We start from the raw sequence: 22,537 nt of genomic DNA, 5'->3' as shown, positions 1-22,537 counted from the left end.
CTAGGGTGTGCAGCCGCACGAGGTGCGGCGGTGGAAGGAAGTTTCAATCACGCGGTGCGTGAAGGGTGCGTCAGAGCCGGCAATGCGCGACAGCAGCAGATCGACGGTCTCATTGCCCAGGCGCACCACGTCTTGCGCAATCGCGGTGAGGCCCGGTTCGAACAGATCGCTCCACTCGAAATCGTCGTAGGCTGCAAACGCGAGGTCGCGGGGAATATGTCTGGCGGTGCGCCGGGCCGCCCGCAGCGTACCGATCGTCATCGCATTATTGAGCGAGACGAGCGCGGTGGGTGGGTCGGGTTCGCTCAACAGCTCGTAGACGAGCGCTTCGGCGGTCTCGGTGCTCGAATCGGCGTGCAGAATGAGGCGCTCATCGGCGTCGATGCGTGCGGCGACCAACGCGTCACGATAACCGGCCAATCGTTCGCGGGTGGAGTCAAGGCCCTGCAGACCAGACACCACGGCGATGCGGCGATGCCCATGCTCGATGAGATGTTCGGTGAGGGTGCGGGCCGACTGTCGATTCTCGGGCGTCACCTGATCGCACGGCCAATCGAGGCCGCGGTCGAGCAGCACCAGGGGAGTGCCCGACTGTTGCACGAGCGGCCCCACCACGTCGATAAATCCTCGCGACGGGGCCACGATCAAGCCATCAACGTTGCGGTCAATGAGCGACTCCACCACCCGGTGTTCCATCGCATCTTCATCGTGGGTGTCACCGAGCACCAGCACAAACCCGGCCGCCGACACCCGCTGCTCGATGGCGTGCAACAGCGGGCCAAAGTAGGGGTTAGTGAGGCCAGATATGGCCAGTCCGATGGTGTGTGAACTGCCCCCGGCGAGTGTTCGAGCCGCCGTGTTTCTGCGGTATCCCAGCTCAGACACGGCGTGTTCCACCCGGCCGCGAGTCTCGGCGTTGACATGCCTGGTGCCGTTGAGCACATGCGACACCGTGCTCGAAGAAACACCTGAAAGACGAGCTACATCTGCCATCGTGGCCATCAACTTCGCCTCCTTGCGATTTCAGTTGATCAATACAGTAACAGTATTGACCCGAATGAAGAAAGCGCTTGCGCAAGCGCTTTCGTTCTGCCTAAGGTGTGCGTGGACATCGAAGTTCGCACCGAGACCGAGGGAGTTCTCAAAATGAATACCACTGTGAAGAAAAGAATGTTTGTACGGGCCGCAGCGATCGCGGCCACGGCCCTGTTGCTTGGCACCACGGCGTGCAGCTCAGGCGGCACCGCCGACGCCGGCGGATCGGGCAGCGAAGGCGGCGACAGCGCCATCAAGGTCGGCCTGATCACCAAAACCGACTCGAACCCGTTCTTCGTGAACATGCGTGAGGCCGCGCAGAGCGCCGCCGACGAAAACGATGTCGAGCTCATCGCGCTCGCGGGTGCATTCGACGGCGACAACGAGGGCCAGGTCGCCGCGATCGAGAACCTCGTCAGCCAGGGTGTGCAGGGCATCATGATCACCCCGAACTCATCATCGGGCATCCTCGCCGCGATCAAGCAGGCCCGCGATCAGGGCGTGCTCGTCGTGGCGCTCGACACGGCGACCGAACCCGAAGACGCGGTCGATGCGACCTTCGCGACCGACAACCTCGCCGCCGGCGTCGCCCAGGGCTCCTGGGTGAAGGGCAGCCTCGGCGACACGAAGCCCCAGGTGGTGATGCTCGACGGCACCCCCGGTGGCACCGTTGACACCTTCAGGCACGACGGCTTCCTCGAGGGCATGGGCCTGACGAACGATTCGGCCGAGGTACTGGGCATGGAGGACACCAACGGTGACCAGACCAAGGCGCAGACCGCGATGGAGAACCTGCTGCAGCGTGCGCCCGAGGCCAACGCGCTTTACACGATCAACGAGCCGGCAGCGGCTGGCGGATTCGCCGCAATCAAGGCCGCTGGGAAAGAAGACCAGGTGCTGATCGGTTCAGTTGACGGCTCATGCACGGGCGTCGAGAACGTGAAGAAGGGCGTCATCGGCGCCACCGTGATGCAGTTCCCGGGCAAGATGGCCGCCCAGGGCGTTGACGCCATTGTGGCGTTCGCGAAGGATGGCACGAAGCCCGACAGCGGCTTCAACGACACCGGATCGGTGTTGATCACCGACAAGCCGGTCGACGGCCTCGATTCTGAAGACTCGGCTTGGGGTCTGGAGAACTGCTGGGGCTAACTCGCAATATGCCCCGTGATTAGCGATCGAGTGGGCCGCCCTCAGCGGCGGCCCACTCCCAGCAGAAAGACCAACATCATGACCTCCACCCCCACCATGGCTGCGCCGGTGCAGCCCCCAGTTCAGGGACCCTCAGTGCTCAGCCGCGTGGTGCAGGCGCCACTGTTTGGGTCGATGGCCGCCATCATCGTGGCGATTATTGTGTTCAGTATTCTCTCGCCGAGATTTCTCACCCTCGGTAACTTCTCGCTGATTCTTCAGCAGTCAGTGGTGATCGGCATTCTCGCCGTCGCCCAGACACTCATCATCTTGACCGCCGGCATCGACCTGTCGATCGGCGCGATTGCGGTGCTCGGCACCGTCGTGCTTGCGCAGGCAGGCGGCGCGGTCGGCCCAGCGATGGGCCTGCTCATCACGCTGCTCGTGTGCGTCGCTCTCGGCGCCGTCAATGGTGCGCTGGTCACCGGGCTCAGGCTGCCTCCGTTCATTGTGACACTGGGTGCGTTCACGGCCATTGTGGCTGGCACCCGCCTCTTCGCCGGCTCGCAGACCTTCGCCGTCAGCGACCCGATCCTCACCTTCTTGGGCACGACCTTCAACATCGGTTCATTCACCTCCACCTACGGCGTTGTCGTCATGCTGCTCGTCTACCTCGTTATTGGGTACGCGCTGACGCAGACGGCGTGGGGCAAGCACGTGTACGCGGTGGGCGGCAACCCCGTCGCGGCGAAACTCTCGGGCGTCAAGACCGACCGCACCATCTTCTCGGTGTACCTGGTTGCTGGCGTGATCGCGATGATCGCGGCGTGGGCCGCGCTCGGCCGCATTCCCAACGCCGACCCCAACGCCTACCAAAACGCGAACCTCGAGACGATCACCGCCGTAGTGATCGGCGGCACCAGCCTCTTCGGCGGTCGCGGCGGCGTCACCGGCACCCTCATCGGCACCCTGATCGTGGGCGTGCTGCGTAACGGGCTGACCCTCGCGGGCGTCGACAACCTGTACCAAAACATCGCCACCGGTGTGCTCGTGGTAGCCGCCGTTGCCGTTGACCAGTTCATGCGTCGTCAGACATCAAGGTAGGGGGAGTCATCATGACGAACACCAGTAATTCTGCACCCCAGTACGCAGGATCAGCGACCACCGTGGGCGCGCCCCTCGCACTGCAGGCCCGCGGGCTTGTGAAACGCTACGGCAGCGTCACCGCCATTAACGGCGCCGACTTTGATCTGCGACAGGGCGAAGTGCTCGCCGTCATCGGTGACAACGGCGCCGGTAAATCGAGTCTCATTAAGGCACTCGCGGGCGCCGTGATTCCAGATGAGGGCGAAATTCGCCTCGGCGGCGAAGTCGTAAAGTTTCGCAGCACCGGCGACGCACGGGCCCGCGGCATCGAGACCGTGTACCAAGACCTCGCGGTGATTCCCGCCCTCGACATCGCCTCGAACCTGTTTCTCGGGCGTGAGATTCGGCGCAAGGGCATCATGGGGTCGGTGTTTCGCCGGCTCGATATGCCGCGCATGCGTGCCGAATCTACGAAGCACCTCCAAGACCTGAAGATCGGCATCAAATCGGTCACTCAGTCGGTTGAGACGCTCTCGGGCGGCCAGCGCCAGGGTGTCGCGGTGTCACGCGCGGCGGCCTTTGGGCGCGGCGTGATCATCATGGACGAACCGACGGCAGCCCTGGGCGTGCGCGAATCGGGCCAGGTCATCGAACTCATCAGATCGATTCGCGACCGCGGCATTCCCGTCGTGCTCATCAGCCACGACATGCCCCACGTATTCGAGGTCGCCGACCGCATTCACGTGCACCGGCTCGGCCGCCGCGCCGCCGTCGTTGACCCGAAGGAGCGCAGCATGTCTGAGGTGGTGGCGCTCATGACGGGCGCCGAACGGCCCACCGAGCTGGAGGCGGCGGGCGGTGCCTAACTCCTCCCTGCCGCGACCGGTGCGCGGCCTGTTTGTGGGCCTCGCCACGCTCGACATCATTCACCGGGTCGATACCCCGCCCGGCGCGAACGAGAAGATCACGGCGCTCGCGCAGTTTGTGGCGGCGGGCGGCCCGGCCGCCAATGCCGCGGTGACCTTCGCGGCGCTGGGCGGTGAGGCCACGCTGCTCACAGCCCTCGGCGCGGGCACCATCGCCGACACAATTCGCTCCGAACTGCGCAGCGTCGGCGTCACCGTGATCGACAGCGCACCCGAGCTGCGCGATGCCGCCCCGGTGTCGTCGGTCGCGGTGATCGACGCCACGGGCGACCGCTCGGTGATTGGGGGCGATGCCAGCGGGGTGACGGCGCCTGATCCTGACCCGGATCTCGTCACCAAGCTGCTCGCCGACGCTGACGTCGTGCTGCTCGACGGGCACCACCTGGCGCTCGCCCGCGCACTTAGTGCCGCGGCCGCGTCGCGCGGGATCCCCAGCGTGCTCGACGCGGGCCGCTGGAAGCCGATCATGCCAGACCTCGTCACACGGGTCAGCGATGTGGTCGCCTCGGCAGACTTCCTCGTCCCGGGGACCGACTCTTCGGAAGCGACGGCGACCGAGCTGTTGCGCCGGGGGAGCCAGCTCGTGGTCGCGACGGCCGGGGCCGGCCCCGTGCGGTGGTGGGCCAAGGCCCACCCCGGGCAGGAGGCGCCAGCATCTGGCGCCGTCGAGGTGCCCAGCGTGCGCGCCGTCGATACGCTCGCAGCGGGCGACGTGTTTCACGGCGCCTATGCATATGCGCTGGCCAGCCGTGCCGGTGTGGCCCAGCGCATCGGTTTCGCGAGCGAGATTGCTGCCGTGCGGTGCTCGATGGTGGGCCCGCGCAGCTGGCTGGCTGCGGTGTCTCACATTCCACTTTCACTCACTCGAGAATGAGCATAATCATGGTCAACGAAGACCCCAGCACCACCCCCGTCCACGAGGTATCCCTCGACACGCTCGTCGACCGTTCCCGTGCCCTCGCCCACCGCGGCGGCCGCCAGATTCTGGGCATCACCGGCTCACCGGGCGCCGGCAAATCGACGCTTGCTGAGCGCATTGTCGCTGAGCTTGGGCCCGAGCTTGCGGTGCTCGTGCCGATGGATGGCTTTCATTTCGCCGATGAGGTGTTGCACACGCTCGACCGTCACGCACGCAAGGGCGCACACGACACCTTCGACGCGTGGGGCTATGTTGCCCTAATGCGCCGCATCCACGACCAGCCCGGCGCCGCATCGAACGAGCGCGACGGCACGATCTACGCACCCCAGTTCAGGCGCGATCTTGAGGAGCCGATCGGCTCGGCCATTGAGGTGCGGGCCGATGTTCCGCTGGTCGTTACAGAGGGTAACTATCTGCTGTACGCTGCGCAGCCCTGGCCGCACGCCCGCGCGGTGGTCGACGAAGCGTGGTTCTTAGAACCGACCGAGGAGCAGCGGCTTACGCAGCTCATTGCGCGGCACGAACGCTTTGGCCGGTCGCCGGCAGAAGCGAAGGAGCGCTCACTCGGCAGCGATCAGCGCAACGCCGAGCTCATTAATGGCACCGCTGCGGCCGCAGATCTGCGCATACGGCTGCTGGATCAGCTGTAGCGCGGCACAAGCGCTAACTACGACAGCCAATCGTCGTCATCATCATCTGACGCGATAACTGGTGGGGCGGCATTTCCCGTCGCCCCACCAGTTGTTGCTGCGTCGTTCGTTGCTGCATCGTCGAGCGTGTGCACCGCGATGAGCGCCACGTCACCGTGCGCATCAAGCGTCACGATCACGGCGTCATCGAGCGCACACCGCGGTCGACCCTCAAGAAATGTGAGGGTCCAAGAGGAGGCCGACGGGTAGACGGCCTCCTGTTCGGCGATAGCCGAAAACAGCACCGGGGGCACGCCGCGGTGCGGTGCATCACCAGCGCGCCAACGTGCCCCCAACTGCATGCCTTAGCCCTCGACCTGTTCGAGCTGAATCTCAGCGACGGTGACCGAATCAACCTCGGCTGCCTCGATGCGCAGCTCGGTGATGCGACCTACAGCCGACAGATCGGCGGCCGCGAGGGCCAGGCGATCACGGTCGGCAGCGGGCGTGTGCACCACGGCCAGCGTCACCTGGGTGCGCTGAGATGCCTTGGCGTCGGTCTTTGCGCCGCGCACGCGAATGAGCGCTGCGCCCACGAGGGCGAGCAGCCCCTCATCGGCGTCGTCACCCGCGAGTGACGTGACCTCGGCAGCCTCGGGCCATGCGGCGCGGTGCACCGAACCCTCGGCGAACCATGACCACACCTCTTCGGTGGCGTAGGGCAGGAACGGGGCGAGCAGACGCGCGAACACCGACAGAGCGGTGCGCAGCGCGGTGACGGCCGAAGCCTGATCCTGGCCGGTGCCGTTGTGGGCACGCTCCTTGACAAGCTCGAGGTAGTCATCGCAGAACGTCCAGAAGAACGACTCGGTGTATTCGAGCGCACGAGCGTGGTCGTACGCCTCAAACGCGCGCGTCGCATCCTCGATCACGCGGCCGAGGCCGGCGAGCATCGAGCGGTCGAGTGCCTCGGTGACTGATCCGGCGCTTGAAGCGTCGAAGCTCAGCGTGAACTTTGCTGCGTTCAGCAGCTTGATCGCGAGGCGACGGCCGATCTTGATCTGCGTGGGGTTCTGCGGATCGAACGATGCGTCGGTGCCGAGCTTGGCCGAGGCCGCCCAGTACCGCACCGCGTCAGAGCCGTGCTGCTCGAGCATGCCGGCGGGCGTGACAACGTTGCCCTTCGACTTCGACATCTTCTTGCGGTCGGGGTCAAGGATCCAACCTGAGATGCCCGCGTTCTTCCACGGCAGCTGCCCGCACTCGAGCTCTGAACGCAGCAGCGTCGAGAACAGCCAAGTGCGAATGATGTCCTGGCCCTGGGGGCGCAGGCTGTAGGGGTAGACCTGAGCGAACAGCTCGGGGTCGCGCTCCCAGCCGCCCGCGAGCTGCGGGGTCAGCGACGAGGTAGCCCAGGTGTCCATCACGTCGACCTCGCCCTGGAAGCCGCCGGCCTGGCCGCGCTGCTCCTCGGTGTAGCCCGTGGGCACGTCACTCGACGGATCAACGGGAAGCTGATCGGTCGAGGGGATGATCGGCTGATCAAAGACGGGGTTGCCGTCGGCGTCGAGCGGGTACCACACGGGCAGCGGCACACCGAAGAAGCGCTGGCGTGAGATCAGCCAGTCGCCCGAGAGGCCCTCAACCCAGTTTTCGTAGCGCACGCGCATGAAATCGGGGTGCCAGTCTAGTTCGCGGCCGTGGGCCAGCAGACGCTCCTGCAGAGCCTCGTCGTGGGCGCCGTTCTTGACGTACCACTGACGAGTCGACACGATTTCGAGGGGCTTGTCGCCCTTTTCGAAGAACTTCACGGGGTGCGAGATCTTGCGAATTTCGCCGATCAGTTCGCCCGATGCGGTGAGCAGGTCAACGACGGTCTGCTTCGCGCTGAACACGGTCTTGCCGGCGATCTGCGCGTACGCTTCGCGGCCAGCTTCGCTCGTGATGGCCTCGGGTGCCTCAGAAATGATGCGGCCGTCGAAGCCCAAGATTGCGCGGTTGGGCAGCTGCAGTTCGCGCCACCACACGACGTCGGTGACATCACCGAAGGTGCAGATCATCGCGATGCCGGTGCCCTTGTCCTTCTGCGCCAGGTGGTGCGCGAGAATCGGCACCTCGACGTCGAAGATGGGGGTGCGCACGGTCGTGCCGAACAGGGGCTGGAAGCGCTCATCATCGGGGTGTGCCACGAGCGCGACACAGGCTGCGAGCAGCTCGGGTCGTGTCGTGTCGATGTGAATGTCTTCGCCACCGTCGGTGCGGTGGAACGCCAGCTTGTGGTACGCGCTGGGCTGCTCGCGGTCTTCGAGCTCGGCCTGTGCCACGGCGGTGCGGAAGGTGACATCCCACAGGGTGGGGGCCTGCGCCTGGTAGGCCTCGCCGCGCTCGATGTTGCGAATGAACGCAAGCTGCGAGGCGCGCAGCGAATCCTGGCCAATGGTGCGGTAGCTCTGCGTCCAGTCAACAGACAGGCCGAGCGTGCGCCACAGGTCTTCGAACTGCTTCTCGTCTTCAACGGTGAGCTGCTCGCACAGTTCAATGAAGTTGCGACGCGAAATGGGCTGCTGATCGGCGGCCTTGATGCTCTTGCCTTCGCCACCGTTGTGGGGCGGCACGAAGCCGTCTACGTAGGGCAGCGTGGGGTCGCAACGCACGCCGTAGTAGTTCTGTACGCGGCGCTCGGTCGGCAGACCGTTGTCATCCCAGCCCATCGGGTAGAAGACGCGCTTGCCGCGCATGCGGTGGAATCGTGCCACCGTGTCGGTGTGCGTGTACGAGAACACGTGGCCCACGTGCAGCGAACCTGATGCGGTGGGCGGGGGAGTATCGATGCTGTAGACCTCGCCTGCGCCATCGCGGTCAAACGCGTAGGTGCCCGCTTCGTCCCAGACTGCTCCCCACTTGTCCTCGAGGCCTTCAAGTTTCGGCTTGTCGGGGATCGCGCTCATGCGTGCTGCTCCGGTCTCGACGTATCGTCGGGTTCGATATGGACGGCACCGTGTCGTCGGCCCTTGCGGGCAGGGTGCCTAGTAGTCAACCCCATTAGTCTACCGGGGGATATGGTGGCCCGCTTGGCAGCTGCCTGCCCCGTGTGGCGGCTGCTTTCGCGGGGCCGGGCTTGCTGCGCTGCGCGATGATCCGGATCATGGGCCGTGCGGCCGAAACGCCGCTACGCCCGTGCGAGCTGCGCGAAGATTCGGCAGCCCGCACGGGCGTAGCGGGGGTGGGGAGCGGAGGTGGGTGCTGGGCGCCCACCTCGAGTCCCTCAGCGGTAGGCGGAGCTACTTCGTGAGCCCGTCGACGTACGCCTGGTTCTCAGCGATCCAGCCAGCCACGATCGGGGCGTAGTCGTCGCCCGAGTACTCGTTGAACATCTTGGCTTCGAGCGAGTGCAGCTGATCAGCGTCCATCTTGAAATCGGTGAGCCAGCCCGCCACCTCGGGGAACTCGTCGGCGAAGGTGCTGCTGCCATACGAGTAGATGCTTTCGGCCTCGCCGAGGGTGCCCTGGGGGTCCTCCAGCACCTTCAGATCGTAGGCGTCAAAGGCCCAGTGCGGCTGCCACAGCGTGACCACAATGTTCTCGCCCTTCGACATTGCCGTATCGAGCTCGGTGAGCATCGCGGGGGTCGATGAGATGACGTAATCCATCTGTTCGAGGCCGTACCCGGGGACTACGGCTTCTTCGGTGGCGCGGGTGAGGCCAGCGCCGGCCTCGATGCCGATGAGCTGGTTGTTGAAAAGCTCGGCATTGTCGGCCAGCTCGTCAAGGGAATCGATGGGTGCGTCGGCGTTGACGGCGATGGCGTTTCTGGCTTCGGTGTTCCAAGCCCCCAGCTCGACGATGTCGTCACCGTACATGTCGAGATAGTTTTCGTGCGTGAGGGGCAACCAGATATCGAGCACGGTGTCGAAGTCGCCGTCGGCGAGACCCTGAAACACGGGGCCCGGGTCGGCGGTTTTGATGTCGACTGAGTAGCCCTGTTCCTCGAGCACGGCCTTCCACAGGTGCGTGACCGCGATGTCTTCATCCCAGTTGAACATGCCAATGGTGACGGTGCCCTTGGATGTTTCAGTGGCAGACGTTGCTCCTGAATCTGAGCAACCGGTGAGGGCGAGCGCGGCGGCCGCGCCAACGGCGAGAGCTCCGGTGATCAAACGCTTCTGCAAGTGGTTCCTTTCGGGAAGTGATGCATGGGTGTAACAAGTTGCATGGGTGTAACAAGATGCTGGGGGTACAGCAAAGGGCGTCACCCAACCCCTAGATCGTGATCGGGTGACGCCCTCTACACCGCTGGCTTTGAGCCGCGGTGTCAGCTATCGACAGTGCTACTTGGTGAGACCGTCGACGTATTCCTGGTTCTCTGAGATCCACTCAGCGACGACCGGTTCGTAGTCGTCACCGTCGTACTCGTTGAACATCTTGTCCTCGAGCGAGTGCAGCAGCTCTGAGTCCATCTTGAAGTTCTTCAACCAGCCAGCGACCTCGGGGAAGTCCTCGACGAAGGTGCTGCTGCCGTACGAGTACAGGCTCTCAGCATCGCCGAGCGTGCCCTTGGGATCCTTCAGATCCTTCAGGTCATACGCGTTGTATGCCCAGTGCGGCTTCCACAGCGTGACCGCAATGTTGTCGCCCTTTGACATGGCGGTGTCGAGCTCGGTGAGCATTGCGGGGGTCGACGAGATGACGTAGTCCATCTTCTCGAGGCCGTACCCGGGGATCACGGCGTCTTCGGTGGTGGCGGTGAGGCCGGCGCCGGCCTCGATGCCGACAATCTTGTTGCCGAAGAGGTCGGCGTTCTTGGCCAGCTCATCGAGTGAATCGATGGGAGCATCGGCGTTGACCGCGATGGTTAGCTGTGCCTCATCGTTCCATGCGCCCAGCTCGACGATGTCGTCGCCGTACTGCTCGAGGTAGCTGGCGTGCGTGAGCGGCAGCCAGACATCGAGCACGGTGTCGAAGTCGCCATCGGCGAGACCCTGGAAGACGGGGCCGGGGTCGGCCGACTCGATCTCGACGTCGTAGCCCTGCTCCTCGAGAATGGCTTCCCAGAGGTGTGTGACGGCAATATCTTCATCCCAGTTGAACATGCCGATGGTGACGGTGCCCTTGGAATCGCTGTCTTCTGTTGCATCTGAGCCGCTGCTTGAGCAGCCGGTCAGTGCGAGCGCGGCAGTGGCGCCCAATGCGACGGCTCCGGTGAGGAAACGCTTCTTCATGATGTTCCTTTCCTTCCGCGGTGTGCGCGGTTGTTGGGGATCCCAGCGCGTAGGGCGCGGGGTGGTGACGGGGCGAGCCCGCCAAATGTGAGGGCCAGTGCGCCGCTTATGCGGCGACGGGCTGCGCTGCGTCAGGCTCTGCTGCGGCCTGGGCCGCGGCGGGCTTGCGCTTCTTGGTGCGACTGCCGAGGGCGCCCGTGGTGCGGTCAAGAATCATCGCGAGGATGACCACTGACACGCCGGCTTCGAAGCCGAGGCCCACGTCAATGCGGTTGAGGGCCTTGACGACCTCGCCGCCGAGCCCGCCAGCGCCCACCATGCCGGCGATGACGACCATCGACAGCGAGAGCATGATGACCTGGTTGACACCGGCCATGATCGAGGGCATGGCGAGGGGCAACTGAATCTGGCGCAAAATGCGGCCGGGGGTTGAGCCAAACGCATAGCCAGCTTCAACAACCTCGGTGTCCACGCCGCGAATACCGAGCTCGGTGAGGCGCACGCCGGGGGCGAGGCTGAACACGATCGTTGCGACGATGCCGGGCACCACGCCGATGCCAAAGAACATCAGCGCCGGGATCAGGTACACAAAGGCCGGCATGGTCTGCAAGAAGTCGAGAATCGGTCGAATGACCTTCGACGCAGTGTCGTTGCGTGCCGCCCAGATTCCGAGCGGAATCGCGATGAGCAGCGAAATCACGCTGGCGAGCAACACCAGTGCGAGCGTGTCCATCGCCTCGGCCCACTGGTCGACGCCCACGATAACGGTGAGGCCGATAGCGGTGCCGAGGGCGAGCTTCCAACCCTTGGCGAACCAAGCGAGCGCAACGAGCACGATGATGATGGCCCAGAAGGGCGGCTCGGCAAAGATAAAGTCGAGGCCGTCATAGGCGCCGCGCAGCACGGTGCTAATGACCGAGAAGAGGCCCTCGCCGGCTTCCTTCAGCCAATCAACTACCGCGCTCGCGCCGTCTCCCAGTGGCAGTCTGAAGTCGTTCATGCCTGCGCCCCCTCATTCGTAATCATTGCTTCGGGTGAGGGGCTCTCTGCGGCAGCGCCCTCGGGCACGCGGCCCGGGTGGGTCTGCTCGAGCGTCTCAGTGATGACGGCCATGGGCACGTCGGGCGTGGGCTCAATAATGGGAATCTCGGTGGTGACCGCGGGCACGTTCGTGAGCGACGCCAACAGGGTAACGCGCGGCACAACGCCAATCAGGCGGCCCTGGTTATCGACGACCGCGACGGGCAGCGGGCTTTCGACCGCGAGCTCGAAGAGATCGGCGATGTACTGGTCGCGATCGACGACCGAGGGGGTGGGGCGCACGAGCGCGGCAAGATCGGTGCCGCCCTTGCGCACCTCGCGCAGCATGTCCTTGTCGCGCACGACGCCGAGCAGCTTGCGACCGCTCGTGGTCACGAAACAAGCCGAGGTCTGCAGGTCGCGCATCAGCCGCAGCGCGGCACGCGGGCCAGCCGAGGCCGGCACAACCGCGCGCGGCGGCTCCATAACGTCACCGGCGGTGAGCACGCGGGCGCGGTCAACGTCTTGCACGAACTGGGCCACGTAGTCGTTGGCCGGGTCGGTGAGAATATCGTTGGGGGTGCCCACCTGCACGATGCGGCCGTCGCGCATCACCGCGATGCGATCCCCGAGAAACATGGCCTCGTTGAGATCGTGGGTAATGAACACGATGGTCTTGCCGAGCTCTTGCTGCAGCTCAACGAGTTGCTCTTGCATTTCGCGCCGGATCAACGGGTCGAGCGCCGAGAAGGCCTCGTCCATGAGCAGAATGTCGGTGTCTGCGGCAAAGGCGCGGGCGAGGCCCACGCGCTGCTGCATGCCGCCAGAGAGCTCGCCGGGGAGGTGATCTTCCCAGCCCTTGAGGCCCACGCGCTCGAGCCAGTGGTTCGCGCGCTCGCGGCGCTCGGCCGCGGGGACTCCCTGAATCTCGAGGCCGTAGGCGGCGTTGTCGCGCACGGTGCGGTGGGGGAGTAGGGCGAAGTGCTGAAACACCATGGAGAGGCGGTCGCGGCGCAGGGCGCGCAGATCGGCTGCGCCCATGCCCACGATTTCGTCGCCGAACACTCGAATGGAGCCATCGGTGGTTTCGCCCAGGCCGTTCAGCATGCGAATGAGGGTGGACTTGCCCGAGCCGGACAGGCCCATGACGACGAAGATCTCGCCCGGCTGTACGCTGAAGCTGGTGTCGATGACCGCGGCGGTGCCGAGCTGTTTGATGTCGTCGCGTGAAGCGCCGGCGCGGAGCCGCTTGACCGCTTCCTTGGGTCTGCGACCGAAGACCTTGTACGCCCCGGTCACCTCGATGGCCTGCGCGTCAGGCGTGCTCGATGCTGTTTGGTTGGTCACTCTTGTATCTCCTACGCGGCTGAGCCGCGAAATTCTTGAGAGTACGCAAAACGCAGTGTTTGCGTATATTTCACGCATCCCACTGTGGGTGGCCTCTCAGTAGGCCGGTTTGTGTATTGCGGGGCGAACAGGGGTGAGGGGCAATCAACTCAACACGGGTCGCCGGCTCTCGACGATTGGGCCCGCGGACGAAAAGCACAATGTTTGCACCCTGTTCGCACACAACGCTGTCTTTGACGCTAACAAGTGATTGTGGTGCAGCGCAAGGGTTAGCGCGCGCTCGCATGCCCGCGTAGCACACATGCTTGCGGGCCTGATCAGGGATTTTGATATTGGCCGATTGTTACCTCGTCGTTACATGCGGGCACTGATAGACTGGCGGCATACAACTGTGATCCGGCAATCACCGGGGAGTTTTTGGCAGAACAGCACCCGCGTCGCAAGGCGCGAGCGCCCAGTAGAACCAAACGGTTACGGCCCGTTATCGCCGAATGAAGTGGCTCGCTCAGATGCGTGCAGGCGCTCCTGAAAAGGGGCGGCTGAACGGGGCTGGGTGGCAAGCGGGGTGGTACCGCGGGTGAGGGAAATCCTCGCTCGTCCCGGCGCGAAGGATCGCACGCACGAAGCGCGCGTGACACATTCAGCACCGAGTAAGGACCCACATGCCCTACCCCCAGCAGCCCACGGGCGACGCCGCGCAGCCGAACACCGGCGCAGCATTTGGCGTGACCCCTTCGCCGTCGTTCCCCGCGCTTGAGCGTGGCGTGCTCGACTTCTGGGCAAAGGACGACACCTTCGCCGAGTCGCTGCGCAGCCGCGAGGGCGGCGAAGAATGGGTCTTCAACGACGGCCCTCCCTTCGCGAATGGCCTGCCCCACTACGGCCACCTGCTCACCGGGTATGCCAAAGACGTGTTCCCCCGTTTTCAGACCATGCGCGGCCGCCACGTCGACCGCAAGTTTGGCTGGGACACCCACGGCCTGCCCGCAGAGCTCGAGGCGATGAAGCAGCTCGGCATCACCGAGAAGTCTGAAATCGAAGACATGGGCGTTGACGCGTTCAACGCGAAGGCCCGCGAATCGGTGCTGCAGTACACCCGCGAGTGGGAAGAATACGTCACCCGCCAGGCTCGCTGGGTCGATTTCGACGGCGGCTACAAGACCCTCGACCTCTCTTATATGGAGAGCGTGCTGTGGGCGTTCAAGCGCCTGCACGATCAGGGCCTCGCCTACGAGGGCTCGCGCATTCTGCCGTACTGCTGGCGCGACGAGACCCCGTTGTCGAACCACGAGCTGCGCATGGATGACGATGTCTACCAGATGCGCCAGGATCCGTCGGTGACGGTGGCGTTCCCGCTCGTGGGCGAGCAGGCTGAAGCCCTCGGCCTCGCCGGCACCCGCGCGCTGGCGTGGACGACGACCCCGTGGACCCTGCCGACGAACCTCGCGCTCGCGGTGGGCCCGGCCATCACCTATTCAGTTGTGCCCGCGGGCCCGGCTGGTGCAGCTGACGGCGGCGAAGCTGGCGTTGCCACCTACCTGATCGCCGAAGAGCTCGTCGCGAACCACGCCAAGGATCTCGGCTACGAATCGGGCAAGGCCGCCAGCGAAGCGGTCACCCGCACCGTCACCGGCGCTGAGCTGGGCGGCACGCGCTACGAGCCCCTGTTCGATTACTACACCGACGTCGAAGAGTGGGGCACCGGCACCGCCTGGCAGATTCTCGTCGACGGCTACGTCTCAACGAGCGACGGCACCGGCATCGTGCACCAGGCCCCCGCCTACGGCGAGGACGATCAGCGCATCGCCCAGGCCGCCGGCATCCCCACCATCCTGAGCCTCAACGAGGGCGGCCGCTTCTTGAGCAGCGTCCCCGATGTTGCTGGCGAGCTGTGGATGGACGCGAACCGGCCTTTGATCCGGATCGTGAAGGCCTCAGGCCGCCTGCTGCGCGAGGCAAGCTACGAGCACTCGTACCCGCACTGCTGGCGCTGCCGCAACCCGCTGATCTACAAGGCGGTATCAAGTTGGTTCGTGCGCGTCACCGAGATCAAGGATCGCCTGCTCGAGACGAACGAGCAGATCAACTGGGTGCCCGAGAACGTGAAGCACGGCCAGTTCGGCAAGTGGCTCGAGGGCGCACGCGACTGGTCGATCAGCCGCAACCGCTACTGGGGCAGCCCGATTCCCGTGTGGAAGAGCGACGACCCCGAGTACCCGCGCACCGATGTCTACGGCTCGATCGCCGAGCTCGAGGCCGACTTTGGCGAGCTGCCGCGCAACGCCGAGGGCGAGATCGACCTGCACCGCCCCTACATCGACTCGCTGACGCGCGTGAACCCCGATGACCCCACCGGCAAGTCGACGATGCGCCGCATCGAAGACGTGCTCGACGTGTGGTTCGACTCGGCCTCGATGCCGTTCGCGCAGGCGCACTACCCGTTCGAGAACCAGGAATGGTTCGACACACACCAGCCTGCCGACTTCATCGTCGAGTACATCGGTCAGACCCGCGGCTGGTTCTACGTGCAGCACGTGCTCGCGACTGCCCTGTTTGATCGCCCCGCGTTCAAGAACGTCATCAGCCACGGCATCGTGCTCGGCTCAGACGGCAACAAGATGTCGAAGAGCCTGCGCAACTACCCCGACGTCAACGAGGTGTTCAACCGCGACGGCTCAGACGCCATGCGCTGGTTCTTGATGGCCTCACCCGTGGTGCGCGGCGGCAACCTCGTCGTCACCGAAGAAGGCATTCGTGAGGGCGTGCGCCAGTTCATTCTGCCGCTGTGGAGCACCTGGTACTTCTTTAGCCTCTACGCGAACGCCGATGGCCTTGAGGCCGAGCGCCGCACCGATTCGAGCGATCCGCTCGACCGCTACATTCTCGCGAAGACGGGGCAGCTCGTGCGCGAGGTGGGTGACCACCTCGAAGCGCTCGACACCACGAGCGCGGCCGACGCGCTGCGCAGCTACGCCGAGACCCTCACCAACTGGTACGTGCGTCGCTCACGCGACCGCTTCTGGGAGGGTGTGAATGGCGAGAACGGTAAGCCCGAAAACAAGCAGGCCTTCGACACGCTGTACACCGTGCTCGAAACCGTCGCACGCGTTGCCGCGCCCATGGCGCCGCTCGTCACCGAAGAACTGTGGCGCGGGCTCACCGCCGGCCGTTCAGTGCACCTGACCGACTGGCCCGATGCCGCCGAGTTCCCCGTCGATGACGAGCTCGTCGCCGCGATGGACGAGGTGCGACAGATCACGTCGCAGTCGCTCGCCCTGCGCAAGTCGCGCAAGCTGCGCGTGCGCCTGCCGCTCGCCGAGCTCACGGTGGTCACCCAGCGCCCCGCTTCCCTTGCACCCTTCGCAGACATTCTGCGCGAGGAGCTCAACGTGAAGCAGGTCACGCTCACCGAACAAACCGAGCAGAGCGCAAGCGAATACGGCATCGTGCAGCAGCTCGCCGTCAACGCGCGCGCTGCAGGCCCGCGCCTCGGCAAGCAGGTGCAGCAGGCGATCAAGGCCGCGAAGTCGGGCGACTGGGCCGAAGAAAACGGCGTCGTGATCGCCGGCGGTATCGCGCTCGAGCCCCACGAGTACGAGCTCACGCTGCGTGCCGGCGGCGACGGCGAAGACACCGCCCTCACGCTCATCGCGGGCGGCGGGTTCGTACTGCTCGACACCGAGACCACCCCCGAGCTTGAGGCTGAGGGCATCGCCCGCGACGCGATCCGTGCCGTGCAAGAAGCACGCAAGAACGCGGGCCTCGAGGTCAGCGACCGCATCGTGCTCGCACTGAACGCCGAGCCCGCGCACGCCGAGGCCCTGCAGGTACACAGCGCCCTGATCGCCGCCGAGACCCTCGCCGAGGGCATCGCGGTGCAAGAGGCCATCGGCATCGACGTGATCGTCGACGATATCAAGTCGCCGGGCCGGGGCGTCTTCATCTCGGGCGCCCGCGCGCTCGGCGTCGACAAGGCACCATTCATCATCACCATTGACGCAACCGAGGCAGCAAGCCTCGCAGGAGGCACACGTTGAACGCCGCAGAACGCGTCTTTGAAGCCCTGCTCGAACGAGTAGGCGAGGCGAACCCGCGCCCGCGCATCGAACCGGTGCGCCGGCTCGCTGAGCTTGCCGGATCGCCGCAGCTGTCGTACCCCGTGATTCAGGTCGCGGGCACCAACGGCAAAACCTCGACGAGCCGCGCGATCGAATCGATTATGCGCTCGTACGGGCTGCGCACGGGGCTGTTCACCAGCCCCCACCTCACCGATTTTAGTGAGCGTTTTCTCGTTGATGGCGAACCCATCGACGAAGACGTGCTCGCGTCATCGTGGGATGAGCTGCAGCTGCCGCTGCAGGTGGTTGACGCCGAGCTCGCCGAGGCGGGCCACAGCCCCATCACCTTCTTTGAGGCCCTCGCGGTACTCGCCTTCGCGGCCTTCGCCGACGCGCCGATCGAGGTTGCTGTGATCGAAGTGGGCATGGGCGGCGAATGGGACGCGACAAACATCGTCGAGGCCCAGGTGGCCGTGATCACGCCCATCGGGCTCGATCACGTCGCCATTCTCGGCAGCGATCTCGCCGAGATCGCACGCACCAAGGCCGGCATCATTAAGCCCGGTTCAATCGTGGTGAGCGCGGCGCAGGATCCGGCCGCGCTTGCTGAGATTGCGGCCGTGGCCGAATCGCACGGCGCCCCGCTGCACGTCTTCGGCGAGGCCTTTGCGCTCGTTGACGACCGGCTGGCGGTCGGCGGTCGCCAGATTGACGTGCGCGGTATCTCGGGCGTCGGGTATGAGCCCGCGTTCGTGCCGCTGCACGGCGCGCACCAGGCCGAGAACGTGACCCTCGCGGTCGCCGCGGTCGAGGCGTTCTTTGGCGCCGAACGCCCCATTCCCGGCGAGGTGCTCGAAGACGGCCTCGGTCAGCTCACCTCTCCGGGCCGGCTGCAGCTTATCGGCACCGACCCGGTCGTGTACGTCGATGCGGCGCACAACCCGCACGGCGCTCGCGCCCTGGCCCGCGCCGTCGAAGAATCGTTCGCGTTTGACGAGCTTGCGCTTGTCGTGGGCGTGCTGGCCGAGAAGGATGCGGCCGGTGTGCTGCACGAGCTCGCCCCCATCGCGCACAAGGTCGTACTGACCCCCGTCGACTCACCGCGCTCAAGCGACGTCGAAGCGCTGTACACGATCGCCGAAGCCGAGATCCCTGACACCCCCATCGAGGTGGCAGACTCGCTCGCCGAGGCGCTCGACACCGCACGCGATTGGGCGGCCGAGAGCAGCGGCCGCGCCGTGCTCGTCGTCGGCTCGGTCGTGCTCGCGGGCGAGGCTATCGCCTTCGCGCGCGCCGAGGGTTGGGGCAACAAATGAGCCGTGGCCGGGCGGGCGCTTCGGGCGCAGGCGAGAGCGTAGAACCCGAAGACTTCGAGCTGTCGCCGTCTGAAAACGCAGCCCACGATACAGCGCTGCGCATCTCGGGCACCAAAGATCTCACGATGCGCACGCAAAAGGCACTCGCATCGATTGTGCTCGGCTTCGAGCTGATCATTGTGGTGCTGATTGGGTTGACGCTGTTTGGTCTCGGCACGCTCGAGCCGCGCTACCTCGGCCTCATCATTGGCGGTGCACTCGCGCTCGTGACCATCGCGGGCCTCGGCTTTATGCGCGTGGGCCGCGTCGGTATCAACATCGGTTGGGTGCTGCACGTCTTGATGATCGCCACCGGGTTCTTGGTGCCCGCCGCGTTCTTCGTTGGCGCCATCTTTACGGCGCTGTGGATCTACTGCATGATCAAGGGTTCACGCATGGATCGTGACCGGGCCGCCTGGCTCGCCACGCAGTAACTCACGCCACCCCGTCACGTACCGTGCGGCGCACCCCGCCGCGCAACCTCACTACACTGAACACGACCCCTGTTCCAAAAAAGGAGTATGCATGTCTGCAGAAGAAACCCTGATCTTGGTGAAGCCCGATGGTGTTGCACGCAACCTGACCGGCGAGATCCTGCGCCGCATCGAGGCAAAGGGCTACCAGATCGCTGACCTGCGTATGGTGACGCCCAGCCGCGAGCTGCTCGCTGAGCACTACGCCGAGCACGAGGGCAAGCCGTTCTACGAGCCGCTGCTCGAGTTCATGCTGTCGGGGCGCATCGTCGCCGTGCGCGCATCGGGCAACCGCGTCATCGAGGGCTTCCGGTCACTCGCTGGCACCACCGATCCCACGACCGCGGCGCCCGGCACTATTCGTGGCGACCTCGGCCGCGACTGGGGCCTCGCTGTGCAGCAGAACCTCGTGCACGGCTCAGACTCCACCGAGTCGGCCGAACGTGAGCTCGCGCTCTGGTTCGCATAATCCAACACCCACGGCATTCGTGCTGAGGAAATAGACGGCGCCCTGATCAAGCGAGTGAACAATACTCGCTTGATCAGGGCGCCGTTGATGTGTGTACGACCAATCTCGAGGGAGTGCAATGACGCACCACACACCCGGTGATCCCCAAGCTGAGCACAGCGGCAGGCCGGCCAGCCTGAGCGCCGCTGAGGCGCGCCGCACTGGTCTTGCCGCACAGGGCTTTACTGCGACGCCCCGTCTGCGCAAACGCCGCCCCTTCGACGCCGCGCTCGAGAAACTGCATGTGCTGCAAATTGACTCGGTAAATGTCTTTGCGCGCAGCCACTACCTTCCCGTCTTTTCACGCCACGGCGGCTACGACCCTGAAGCCCTCGACCGCCAACTGTGGGCGAGCGGCGAATACACCGAGTACTGGGCGCACGAGGCCGCGTTTATTCCGGTCGCCGACCGGCCCCTGTTTCACTGGCGCATGCACGATTTTCGTGCGCGTCACACCGAGCGCGCACAGCAGCTCGCGCCGATGATCGAGCGGGTGCGCGCGCAACTGTCGGCCGAGGGCCCACAATTCGTGCGTCAGCTCGAAGAGGGGCCTCGCGTGGCGCGCGGCCCGTGGTGGGACTGGAGCGAAACGAAGCACGCCGTTGAGGTGATGTTTGCGCGCGGCGAGGTGGTGTCGGCCGGCCGCGAAGGCTTTCAGCGGCGCTATGCGCTCGCCGAGCAGGTGCTGCCAGCGGCCGGGCTTGCCGAGGTGCCGCGCGTTGACGCGCAACGGCAGCTGATCGAGCGGGCCGCGCGATCGCTGGGCGTAGCGACGCTCGCTGATTTGGCCGATTACCACCGGATCCGGGCCGCAGAGGCGCGTGCCGCGGTGCGCGATCTGGCAGACGCGGGGGTGCTTGTGCCCGTGACCGTGGCAGGCTGGACGACCTCGCGGGGCGAGCCCGAAACGGCGTGGCTACATCGTGACGCACGGGTGCCGTCGCGGCTCGCGCCCCATGCGCTGCTGACGCCGTTTGATCCGCTCGTGTGGTTTCGTCCCCGCGCCGAGCGCATGTTCAACTTTCACTACCGCATTGAGATTTACACGCCGCAGGCCAAACGTCAGTTCGGCTACTACTGCCTGCCGTTGCTCGTGGATGGGCGGATGGCGGGGCGCATCGACCTGAAAGCCGATCGTGCCGGGCGGGCGCTGCTCGTGCAGGCGGCGTGGCAGGAACCGGGGGCACCCGCGCGCACCGCCGAGGTGGCGACGCAGCTGCTCGCCCGGGCCGCCGCGTGGCAGGGGCTCTCAGAGGTGCGGGTGACGGGCGTGGGAAACCTCGCGCTGCCAGCGAATTTTACGGCCGAGAACTAGCCCGAACGAGCGCTTGATCGATAGTGTGGATGGCAACGGTAAAGCGCCGTCATTCACTGCAGAATGAGGATCTACATGTCACGTACATACATTGTCACCGGAGCCGCCTCGGGAATGGGCGCGACCACGACGAAGACACTGCGCGAACAAGGTCACACCGTGATCGGTGTCGATCTTGCCGGCGTTGAGGTGTCGGGTGACCTGTCCACGCACGACGGCCGCATCACGGCCGCCGCCGAAGCCGCCGCACTTGCCGGCGGAGTCGTTGACGGCGTCATTGCGTGCGCGGGGATCTCAGCACCCATCGCGAAGACCACCTCGATCAACTTCTTTGGTGTGACCGAGTTCTTGACGGCACTGTTGCCCGCCCTGCGCGCGTCTGACGCGCCCCGTGCCGCGGTCGTGTCATCAATGGCCACGCTCCACCCGGTGACGGTCGAGCTGGTCGAAGCTCAGCTCGCGGGTGACGAGGCGCGTGCGCTCGTTGAAGCCGAAGCGCTTGCCGCGCAGGGCCCCCAGGTCGGTTACCAGATCTACGCGTCATCGAAGCGTGGGCTGTCGCGCTGGGTGCGCCGCGAATCGATCAGCGAGGCCTGGGCTGGCAGCGGTATTCCGTTGAACGCGGTTGCCCCCGGCACCGTCATCACGCCGATGACGCAGGAGCTGCTGTCGACGCCCGAGGGCGCCGCATTTACCGATGCCGCGGTGCCGATGCCGCTCAACTACCACCAGTCAGCGCAGTCGATCGCCGACCTGCTGATCTGGCTCACGAGCGCCCAGAACACACACTGCGCCGGCCAGACGATCTACTGCGACGGCGGCGCCGACGCGACCTTGCGCGGCGACGACGTGTGGGCTTGGAACGACTAATTTCGTGAGGCCACACTGCCCACGCTGACGATTATTCTTCGTTCAGCGTGGGCAGTATTGCTGTGAGGACGCGCGCCAGTGTTTTGTCGCTCGTGGCGTCGAGCGATTCCACCCGCGCGAACTAGTCTGCGCTGGGTGATGCGCCGGTCGGCTCGCTGATTGGCGTGCTGTCAGGCCCGCTCGTCTGCCGCTCATCGATGGCCCGCGAGCGCTCACTCATGTGCCAGAACGCCGCGTTCAGCCCGCGCTCAAACGCTTCGCGATCGTCAGGGGCAACCGCGCCCATGAGCTCACGTGCCATCCACTCACGGCTCGCCTGTACCTTCAGCATCGCGCGCTCTGCGTGTTCGGTGAGCGTGACCAGCACCGCGCGGCGATCGGTGGGATGCGGGTTGCGCCGTGCAAAGCCGGCCGCGGTGAGCCCGTCAACGAGCGCCGAGACACTGCGCGGCGTCGTGCCGAGAATCTTGGCGAGCTGCTGCTGGGTAGAAGGGCCGCCGTGGTAGAGCACGCGCAATGCGTGGACGCGAGTCTCGGTGAGGCCGGTATCGGCGAATGCGCGCTGCGTTTCGCGGTCAAACAGTGCAGAAACAGCGAGAATTCGGTCGAGAATGGTGGGCTCCATGTCCGTGACACTACCAGTTAGTTA

At 65.3% G+C, this 22,537-nt stretch carries 19 protein-coding genes; 11 read left to right on the top strand and 8 right to left on the bottom strand.

Going from position 1 to position 22,537, the window contains the following annotated elements; all coding sequences use genetic code 11:
- Window positions 1-1,002, bottom strand: coding sequence for a LacI family DNA-binding transcriptional regulator (locus JOF28_RS02555; protein ID WP_209704331.1), 1,002 nt, complete (start codon window positions 1,000-1,002; stop codon window positions 1-3).
- Between the two features lie 144 nt (window positions 1,003-1,146).
- Here JOF28_RS02555 and JOF28_RS02550 point away from each other — a divergent pair, with 144 nt between their 5' ends.
- The 5 genes from JOF28_RS02550 to JOF28_RS02530 all read left to right on the top strand — a co-directional run bounded on the left by JOF28_RS02550 (window position 1,147) and on the right by JOF28_RS02530 (window position 5,744).
- A complete protein-coding gene (locus JOF28_RS02550; protein WP_245189840.1) occupies window positions 1,147-2,184 on the top strand; it encodes a substrate-binding domain-containing protein in 1,038 nt (345 codons plus the stop codon).
- A gap of 78 nt (window positions 2,185-2,262) precedes the next feature.
- Window positions 2,263-3,267 carry an ABC transporter permease gene (locus JOF28_RS02545; RefSeq protein WP_245189839.1) on the top strand — a complete coding sequence of 335 codons (1,005 nt, stop codon included), beginning with the start codon at window positions 2,263-2,265 and terminating at the stop codon, window positions 3,265-3,267.
- Window positions 3,268-3,278: 11 nt separating this feature from the next.
- The gene (locus JOF28_RS02540; protein WP_209704330.1) at window positions 3,279-4,115 is read left to right on the top strand and encodes an ATP-binding cassette domain-containing protein; all 837 of its coding nucleotides are present in this window, start codon (window positions 3,279-3,281) and stop codon (window positions 4,113-4,115) included.
- Window positions 4,108-5,049, top strand: coding sequence for a PfkB family carbohydrate kinase (locus JOF28_RS02535; RefSeq protein WP_209704329.1), 942 nt, complete (start codon window positions 4,108-4,110; stop codon window positions 5,047-5,049). The genes JOF28_RS02540 and JOF28_RS02535 overlap by 8 nt, the downstream gene beginning before the upstream one ends.
- Window positions 5,046-5,744: a nucleoside/nucleotide kinase family protein gene (locus tag JOF28_RS02530; protein WP_245189838.1), complete on the top strand. Its 699-nt coding sequence runs from the start codon at window positions 5,046-5,048 to the stop codon at window positions 5,742-5,744. Before JOF28_RS02535 ends, JOF28_RS02530 begins: the two co-directional genes overlap by 4 nt.
- A 17-nt stretch (window positions 5,745-5,761) precedes the next feature.
- Here the strand turns inward: JOF28_RS02530 and JOF28_RS14430 are convergent, their stop codons facing one another.
- The 6 genes from JOF28_RS14430 to JOF28_RS02500 form a co-directional block, all read right to left on the bottom strand.
- Complete coding sequence (locus JOF28_RS14430) at window positions 5,762-6,085, bottom strand: Fe-S oxidoreductase (protein ID WP_245189837.1); 324 nt, start codon at window positions 6,083-6,085, stop codon at window positions 5,762-5,764.
- A 3-nt stretch (window positions 6,086-6,088) separates the two neighbouring features.
- Window positions 6,089-8,671, bottom strand: a complete 2,583-nt coding sequence (gene valS, locus JOF28_RS02520; RefSeq protein WP_209704328.1) for a valine--tRNA ligase — start codon at window positions 8,669-8,671, stop codon at window positions 6,089-6,091.
- A 333-nt stretch (window positions 8,672-9,004) separates the two neighbouring features.
- Window positions 9,005-9,892: a glycine betaine ABC transporter substrate-binding protein gene (locus JOF28_RS02515; protein ID WP_209704327.1), complete on the bottom strand. Its 888-nt coding sequence runs from the start codon at window positions 9,890-9,892 to the stop codon at window positions 9,005-9,007.
- Window positions 9,893-10,051: 159 nt separating this feature from the next.
- Window positions 10,052-10,942 (bottom strand): glycine betaine ABC transporter substrate-binding protein, encoded by an 891-nt coding sequence (locus JOF28_RS02510; protein ID WP_209704326.1) that lies wholly within the window; start codon window positions 10,940-10,942, stop codon window positions 10,052-10,054.
- Between the two features lie 106 nt (window positions 10,943-11,048).
- Window positions 11,049-11,942: an ABC transporter permease gene (locus JOF28_RS02505; protein ID WP_209704325.1), complete on the bottom strand. Its 894-nt coding sequence runs from the start codon at window positions 11,940-11,942 to the stop codon at window positions 11,049-11,051.
- Complete coding sequence (locus tag JOF28_RS02500) at window positions 11,939-13,309, bottom strand: quaternary amine ABC transporter ATP-binding protein (RefSeq protein ID WP_342452058.1); 1,371 nt, start codon at window positions 13,307-13,309, stop codon at window positions 11,939-11,941. The genes JOF28_RS02505 and JOF28_RS02500 overlap by 4 nt, the downstream gene beginning before the upstream one ends.
- A 662-nt stretch (window positions 13,310-13,971) precedes the next feature.
- Here JOF28_RS02500 and ileS point away from each other — a divergent pair.
- From ileS to JOF28_RS02470, 6 genes are all read left to right on the top strand, one after another.
- Window positions 13,972-17,346, top strand: a complete 3,375-nt coding sequence (gene ileS / locus JOF28_RS02495; RefSeq protein ID WP_209704323.1) for an isoleucine--tRNA ligase — start codon at window positions 13,972-13,974, stop codon at window positions 17,344-17,346.
- Window positions 17,343-18,683 (top strand): bifunctional folylpolyglutamate synthase/dihydrofolate synthase, encoded by a 1,341-nt coding sequence (locus JOF28_RS02490; RefSeq protein WP_209704322.1) that lies wholly within the window; start codon window positions 17,343-17,345, stop codon window positions 18,681-18,683. The genes ileS and JOF28_RS02490 overlap by 4 nt, the downstream gene beginning before the upstream one ends.
- Entirely contained in the window at window positions 18,680-19,156 is a 477-nt protein-coding gene (locus tag JOF28_RS02485; protein WP_209704321.1) for a DUF4233 domain-containing protein, read from the top strand. The genes JOF28_RS02490 and JOF28_RS02485 overlap by 4 nt, the downstream gene beginning before the upstream one ends.
- Before the next feature lie 91 nt (window positions 19,157-19,247).
- Window positions 19,248-19,664 carry a nucleoside-diphosphate kinase gene (gene ndk / locus JOF28_RS02480; RefSeq protein WP_209704320.1) on the top strand — a complete coding sequence of 139 codons (417 nt, stop codon included), beginning with the start codon at window positions 19,248-19,250 and terminating at the stop codon, window positions 19,662-19,664.
- 118 nt (window positions 19,665-19,782) lie between these two features.
- Window positions 19,783-21,018, top strand: coding sequence for a winged helix-turn-helix domain-containing protein (locus JOF28_RS02475; RefSeq protein WP_209704319.1), 1,236 nt, complete (start codon window positions 19,783-19,785; stop codon window positions 21,016-21,018).
- A 75-nt stretch (window positions 21,019-21,093) separates the two neighbouring features.
- Window positions 21,094-21,888, top strand: a complete 795-nt coding sequence (locus JOF28_RS02470) for an SDR family oxidoreductase (protein WP_209704318.1) — start codon at window positions 21,094-21,096, stop codon at window positions 21,886-21,888.
- 121 nt (window positions 21,889-22,009) lie between these two features.
- Here JOF28_RS02470 and JOF28_RS02465 read toward each other — a convergent pair whose 3' ends face one another.
- Window positions 22,010-22,513: a MarR family winged helix-turn-helix transcriptional regulator gene (locus JOF28_RS02465; RefSeq protein WP_209704317.1), complete on the bottom strand. Its 504-nt coding sequence runs from the start codon at window positions 22,511-22,513 to the stop codon at window positions 22,010-22,012.
- Window positions 22,514-22,537: the final 24 nt, after the last annotated feature.

This window comes from Leucobacter exalbidus, from assembly GCF_017834145.1.
Classification (GTDB): Bacteria; Actinomycetota; Actinomycetes; order Actinomycetales; family Microbacteriaceae; genus Leucobacter; species Leucobacter exalbidus.
The sequence above is the reverse complement of the archived record's forward strand: the minus strand, read 5'-3'. Positions and strand labels throughout refer to the sequence as shown.

What these genes read in the sequence shown, in the direction of transcription:
- JOF28_RS02470 (WP_209704318.1), top strand. Translation starts at nt 21,094, where the DNA reads ATGTCACGTACATACATTGTCACCGGAGCCGCCTCGGGAATGGGCGCG.
- JOF28_RS02540 (WP_209704330.1), top strand. Translation starts at nt 3,279, where the DNA reads ATGACGAACACCAGTAATTCTGCACCCCAGTACGCAGGATCAGCGACC.
- JOF28_RS02530 (WP_245189838.1), top strand. Translation starts at nt 5,046, where the DNA reads ATGAGCATAATCATGGTCAACGAAGACCCCAGCACCACCCCCGTCCAC.
- JOF28_RS02465 (WP_209704317.1), bottom strand. Translation starts at nt 22,513, where the DNA reads ATGGAGCCCACCATTCTCGACCGAATTCTCGCTGTTTCTGCACTGTTT.
- valS (WP_209704328.1), bottom strand. Translation starts at nt 8,671, where the DNA reads ATGAGCGCGATCCCCGACAAGCCGAAACTTGAAGGCCTCGAGGACAAG.
- JOF28_RS02475 (WP_209704319.1), top strand. Translation starts at nt 19,783, where the DNA reads ATGACGCACCACACACCCGGTGATCCCCAAGCTGAGCACAGCGGCAGG.
- JOF28_RS02485 (WP_209704321.1), top strand. Translation starts at nt 18,680, where the DNA reads ATGAGCCGTGGCCGGGCGGGCGCTTCGGGCGCAGGCGAGAGCGTAGAA.
- ileS (WP_209704323.1), top strand. Translation starts at nt 13,972, where the DNA reads ATGCCCTACCCCCAGCAGCCCACGGGCGACGCCGCGCAGCCGAACACC.
- JOF28_RS02510 (WP_209704326.1), bottom strand. Translation starts at nt 10,942, where the DNA reads ATGAAGAAGCGTTTCCTCACCGGAGCCGTCGCATTGGGCGCCACTGCC.
- ndk (WP_209704320.1), top strand. Translation starts at nt 19,248, where the DNA reads ATGTCTGCAGAAGAAACCCTGATCTTGGTGAAGCCCGATGGTGTTGCA.
- JOF28_RS02550 (WP_245189840.1), top strand. Translation starts at nt 1,147, where the DNA reads ATGAATACCACTGTGAAGAAAAGAATGTTTGTACGGGCCGCAGCGATC.
- JOF28_RS02555 (WP_209704331.1), bottom strand. Translation starts at nt 1,002, where the DNA reads ATGGCCACGATGGCAGATGTAGCTCGTCTTTCAGGTGTTTCTTCGAGC.
- JOF28_RS02505 (WP_209704325.1), bottom strand. Translation starts at nt 11,942, where the DNA reads ATGAACGACTTCAGACTGCCACTGGGAGACGGCGCGAGCGCGGTAGTT.
- JOF28_RS14430 (WP_245189837.1), bottom strand. Translation starts at nt 6,085, where the DNA reads ATGCAGTTGGGGGCACGTTGGCGCGCTGGTGATGCACCGCACCGCGGC.
- JOF28_RS02545 (WP_245189839.1), top strand. Translation starts at nt 2,263, where the DNA reads ATGACCTCCACCCCCACCATGGCTGCGCCGGTGCAGCCCCCAGTTCAG.